General features: G+C 72.3%; 4 protein-coding genes. 1 reads left to right on the forward strand and 3 read right to left on the reverse strand.

The window, feature by feature from the left end:
- The first annotated feature begins 254 nt into the window (after nucleotides 1-254).
- Nucleotides 255-968: a PspA/IM30 family protein gene (locus VN520_RS08715; RefSeq protein WP_325746279.1), complete on the forward strand. Its 714-nt coding sequence runs from the start codon at nucleotides 255-257 to the stop codon at nucleotides 966-968.
- A 28-nt stretch (nucleotides 969-996) separates the two neighbouring features.
- On the opposite strand, the gene VN520_RS08720 is transcribed toward VN520_RS08715, so the two are convergent.
- The 3 genes from VN520_RS08720 to VN520_RS08730 form a co-directional block, all read right to left on the reverse strand.
- Nucleotides 997-3,579: a SpoIIE family protein phosphatase gene (locus VN520_RS08720; RefSeq protein ID WP_325746282.1), complete on the reverse strand. Its 2,583-nt coding sequence runs from the start codon at nucleotides 3,577-3,579 to the stop codon at nucleotides 997-999.
- A gap of 193 nt (nucleotides 3,580-3,772) precedes the next feature.
- Nucleotides 3,773-4,210, reverse strand: a complete 438-nt coding sequence (locus VN520_RS08725) for an ATP-binding protein (protein ID WP_325746280.1) — start codon at nucleotides 4,208-4,210, stop codon at nucleotides 3,773-3,775.
- A 180-nt stretch (nucleotides 4,211-4,390) separates the two neighbouring features.
- Nucleotides 4,391-4,744, reverse strand: a 354-nt coding sequence (locus tag VN520_RS08730; protein WP_325746281.1) for a (deoxy)nucleoside triphosphate pyrophosphohydrolase, incomplete at its 5' end; no start/stop codon positions are given.

The raw sequence follows: 4,744 nt of genomic DNA on the forward strand, positions 1-4,744 counted from the left end.
CCGGGCGGCGGATTCGGCAGCGGGTTCGGCGGCGGCTTCGGTGGTTCCGGGGGCGGTTTCGGCGGTGCTCCGGGCAGCTTCGGCGGCGGCGGGACCCGGGGCCGGCGGGGCGGGGGCGGCCGCTTCTGAGGGCGGCCCGCACACGCCGCCCCGGCCCCCGTACGCGGGGAGCACGCACGAGGGGATCACGTACAAGGCTGCACACGTCACGCACGGGATCACGCACAGGGGGATTTCGCACAAGGAGAGGTGTCATGACCAAGCAGACCGTCCTCGGCCGCGTCACTCAGCTGGCGCGGGCCAACATCAACGCCCTGATCGACCAGGCGGAGGACCCGCAGAAGATGCTGGACCAGCTGATCCGCGACTACACCGCCAACATCGCGGAGGCCGAACAGGCGGTGGCGGCCACCATCGGCAACCTCAGGCTGATGGAGGAGGACCACCGGGAGGATGCCGACGCGGCCCGGGAGTGGGGGCAAAAAGCGCTCGCCGCCAGCAGGAAGGCCGACGAGCTGCGGGCCGCGGGGTCGGGCGTGGACGCCGACAAGTTCGACGGCCTCGCCAAGGTGGCGCTCGGCCGGCAGCTCCGGTCGGAGCAGGAGGCGAAGGCGGCCGAGCCGACGATCGCCTCGCAGACGGTGGTGGTGGACAAGCTGAAGTCGGGCCTGGACCAGATGAAGGACAAGCTGGCCCAGCTGAAGTCCAAGCGCGACGAACTGGTCGCCCGCGCGGCGTCCGCGCGGGCGCAGAACCGGATGATGGACGCCGTCAAGAGCATCGACGTCATGGACCCGACCAGTGAGCTCGGCCGCTTCGAGGACAAGGTGCGGCGCGAGGAGGCGCGGGCGGTGGGCAAGCAGGAACTCGCCGCGTCGTCCCTGGACGCCCAGTTCGAGGAGCTGGACAGCCTCGGGGACAGCGCGGAGATCGAGGCCCGGCTCGCCGCCCTGAAGTCGTCCGCGTGACCGTACGCCGCCCCGGGACGTACGCCCGTCAGTACATGCTCATCAGCTGCTCCACGGAGAGTTCGGCGGCCGGCTCTCCGTGCGGCAGTGCCAGCTCGAACCACACCGTCTTGCCGCGTGGGGTACGCCGTGATCCCCAGGCCGCGCTGAGCAGCCCGACCAGCTGCAGCCCGCGTCCGCCCTCGTCGGTGTCGCGTGCGCGCCGGCGCCGCGGCTGGACGAGGCCGGAGTCCCACACCTCGCAGACGAGCGTACGGTCGCGCAGGAGCCTGAGCCGTATCTCGCCCTCGCCGTAGCGCAGGGCGTTGGTGACGAGCTCGCTGACGAGCAGTTCGGTGGTGTCCACCAGGTCGTCCAGGTCCCAGGCGACGAGCTGTGCGCGGGCCAGCTCACGGGCGCGGCCGACCGAGCGGAGTTCGCGCGGAAGCCGCCAGTCGCCCACGGCGTCCGGCGCGAGACCCTGGATACGGGCCATCAGCAGGGCGATGTCGTCCTCGCCGTGCCGGGTGTCGAGGGTCCTCAGGACGTGGTCGCAGACGCTTTCGAGCGGCTGCGACGGCTCGGTGAGGGCCTGCCGGAAGGCGTCGAGGCCCTCATCGAGCGGATGGTCGCGGGACTCGACGAGCCCGTCGGTGTAGAGGGCCAGGAGAGCACCCTCCTTGAGCTCCACCTCGACCTCCTCGAAGGGTTCGCCGCCGACGCCCAGCGGCATCCCCGGCGGTACGTCGAGCAGCAGGGCGGCCTCGCCCGGTTCGGCGACCACCGGGGGGAGGTGGCCGGCGTTGGCGAAGGTGCACCGCCGGGTGACCGGGTCGTACACCGCGTACACACAGGTCGCCAGATAGACCTCGGAGAGGTCGGCCTCACGTGACTTGTGGGCGGCCCGCGAGGGCCACTGGGCACCGCCGCCCGCGCCGAAGCCCTCGCTCCGCTCGCCGCCTCCCGGGGTGCCGAGCCCCCGGGCCACCTCGTCCAGGGCGGACAGGACCTCGGCGGGTTCCAGGTCCAGGAGGGCCAGCGTGCGTACGGCGGTGCGCAGTTCACCCATGGCGACGGCGGCCCGCAGCCCGCGGCCCATCACATCGCCGACGACCAGCGCCGTGCGGTGGCCGGGCAGCTCGATCACGTCGAACCAGTCGCCGCCGACCTCGGTGGCCGTGTTGCCGGGAAGGTAACGGCAGGCGATGTCCAGGCCCGCCGCCTCGGGGTCGCCCGGCGGGAGCAGGCTGCGCTGGAGGATGAGCGCCCGCTCGTGCTCCCGGCGGTAGAGGCGGGCGTTGTCGATACAGACGGCGGCGCGGGCCGCGAGCTCGGTGGCCAGCGCCCGGTCCCGTTCGCCGAACGGCTCGCTGCCCTTGGCACGGGAGAACTGGACGAGGCCGACGACGACGTCGTGCGCGACCATCGGCACGGCGAGGGTGGAGCGGACGAAACCGCGGTCGTCCCCGGGCACGTCCTCGACGCGGCCGGTGCGCAGGGCTACGGCGCAAGGGGAGTGGAACGGGTAGCGGTGGACCGAGCCGAGGGCGGGCGGGCCCGTGGCCCCGTGGGCCTGCACGCCGCCTCCCCCGGCGGCACCGGTGAGGTCCCCCGGGAGCCCGTCGGACACGGCGCTGGCGTGGGCCACCCGGCGCAGCTCCGCCGAACCGGTGCCGGATTCCTGGTGGTGCCTGCCCCAGCTGGCGGGTGAGGCCTCCTCACCGGTGAGCAGCCCCTGGAACAGATCGACGGAGGCGAGGTCGCAGAAGCCGGGCACGGCGACGTCGAGCAGTTCCCGGGCCGTGGTCTCCAGGTCGAGTGAGTTGCCGATGCGGGCGCTGGCCTCGTTGAGCAGGGCGAGGTTACGGCGGGCGCTGGCCGCCTCACGGGCGGCGATGTGCCGTTGCGTGACGTCGGTGGCGAGGCCGGCGATGCCCACGGGGCGCCCGGAGCCGCTGTGCACCCGGTAGAGGTTCATGGACCAGTGCCGACGGCCCGTGGACCCGGGCGGGGTACCGACGAGCTGGAGGTCGGTGACGGCTTCACCGGTCTCCAGGACGCGCTTGAGCGTCCTGGAGAGGCGTTCGGCCTCCGGGCGGGCCAGGTAGTCGTCCACCGTGCGGCCGCGGTGCTCGTCGGCCTCGCCGCCGAAGACGGTGGCGAACCGCTTGTTGGCCCGTACGACGGTGAAGTCGGTACCGAAGAGGACGAAACCGAAGGGAGATTGGCCGAAAATAGCCTGCGAGGCAGCGAGATCCGTCTCCATGCGCCGCAGCGCTCCGACGTCCACGACGATGCAGAGCGCGGCGCGCTCGCCGGTCTCCGTCTCGCTCGGCATGACGTAGATCTCGGCGAGCCCGCGCACCGCGTTCTCACCCGGGATCCGGAACGGGACGAGGCCCGTCCACTCCTTGCCGTCCAGGATCTCGCCGACCCGCCGGTGGGCTTCCGGGCGCAGCCCGGCGGGCATGAACGCCTCGACCGGGTCCCTGCCCACCACCTCACCGGCGGCCATGCCGAAGAGACCGGCGGCCCGCCGGCTCCACTGCTCGATCAGTCCGTCGGACCCGATCGAGAACGAGGCGACCTTGATGTAGTCATAGATCGAGCCGGGCGGACTGCTCTGCCACATGACGTCGCCCGCCGTTCCAGGTATATCGCTCACGCGACCGTCCCCTCCAGCTCACACACCGGACCGGTCCTGCCCGCAGTATTCAGCACTACGGGCCTCACCGGCACGGCGTTCACGATCACAGCACGGTCTCAGTCCCTTTCAGCCAGATCCTGCCCGACCTCCGGTGATCGCTGTGCGTCCCCTCCCACTCCTAACCAGGCAGAGCGAGCTCGAACCACACGGTCTTGCCGTTCTTACCGCGACGGGTCCCCCAGCGACGCGTGGAACAAGCCAGGAGCTGCAGTCCGCGGCCGCTCTCGTCCTCGGGCCCGGCTGTACGTTCGGTGGGCGGATCCGGAACCGGATCGGAGACTTCCACGAGCAGCCCCTGGCCGTCGGCGCGCACCTCGGGCCCGGCGCCGTCGGGGTGCGGCCGCACGAGCCGGACGCCGATGGGGCCGGAGGCGTAGCGCAGGGAATTGGTCACCAGTTCGCTGACGAGCAGCACCGCGACGTCGCCCACCGCCGCGTCGAAACCCCAGTGGTGCAACACGTCGCGGACCGCGTGCCTGGCGCTGCGCACGGAGCCCGGCAACGCCGGAAAGCTCCACTCGGCACGATCGCCTTCGGTCTCGGTCACGCCGATCACTTCCCAGGGCCGGCAGCGGGGGCGCACCCTGTTCAGAGGGCTCAATCGGCACATACCCGATATTCGGCGCACCATATCGCAGACGGTTACCGATAGGGCGTACGGGCGCAGCCTTCGCGAGGGTCCACCGTGCGAGGACCGGCGCGCCGCCCCGCCGCAGGAGCGCACGGCCCCTACGTCTCAGGCCCGCGGGGCTTCCCGCAGACGGCGCGCGGCTTCGGCCACGGCGGGGCGGTCCTGGTCCAGCCAGTCGACGGTGTCCACCTCCTCCGGGGCGAGCCAGCGCAGCTCGTCGTGGTCCTCCAGCGGTCCGGGCTCGCCCGAGAGCAGCCGGACCGTCCACACCCGGAGCACGAAGCCGGGCTTCAGCGGCCACTCCCCGGGGATGCGCTCCACGGGCTCGGCCTCCACACCGAGCTCCTCCCGGAGCTCCCGCACGAGCGCCTGCTCACCGCTCTCACCCGGCTCCAGCTTGCCGCCCGGCAGTTCCCAACGCCCGGCCAGCTCCGGCGGAGCGCTGCGGCGGGCGGCCAG

It is taken from the genome of Streptomyces sp. (genome assembly GCF_035563135.1).
GTDB lineage: Bacteria > Actinomycetota > Actinomycetes > Streptomycetales > Streptomycetaceae > Streptomyces.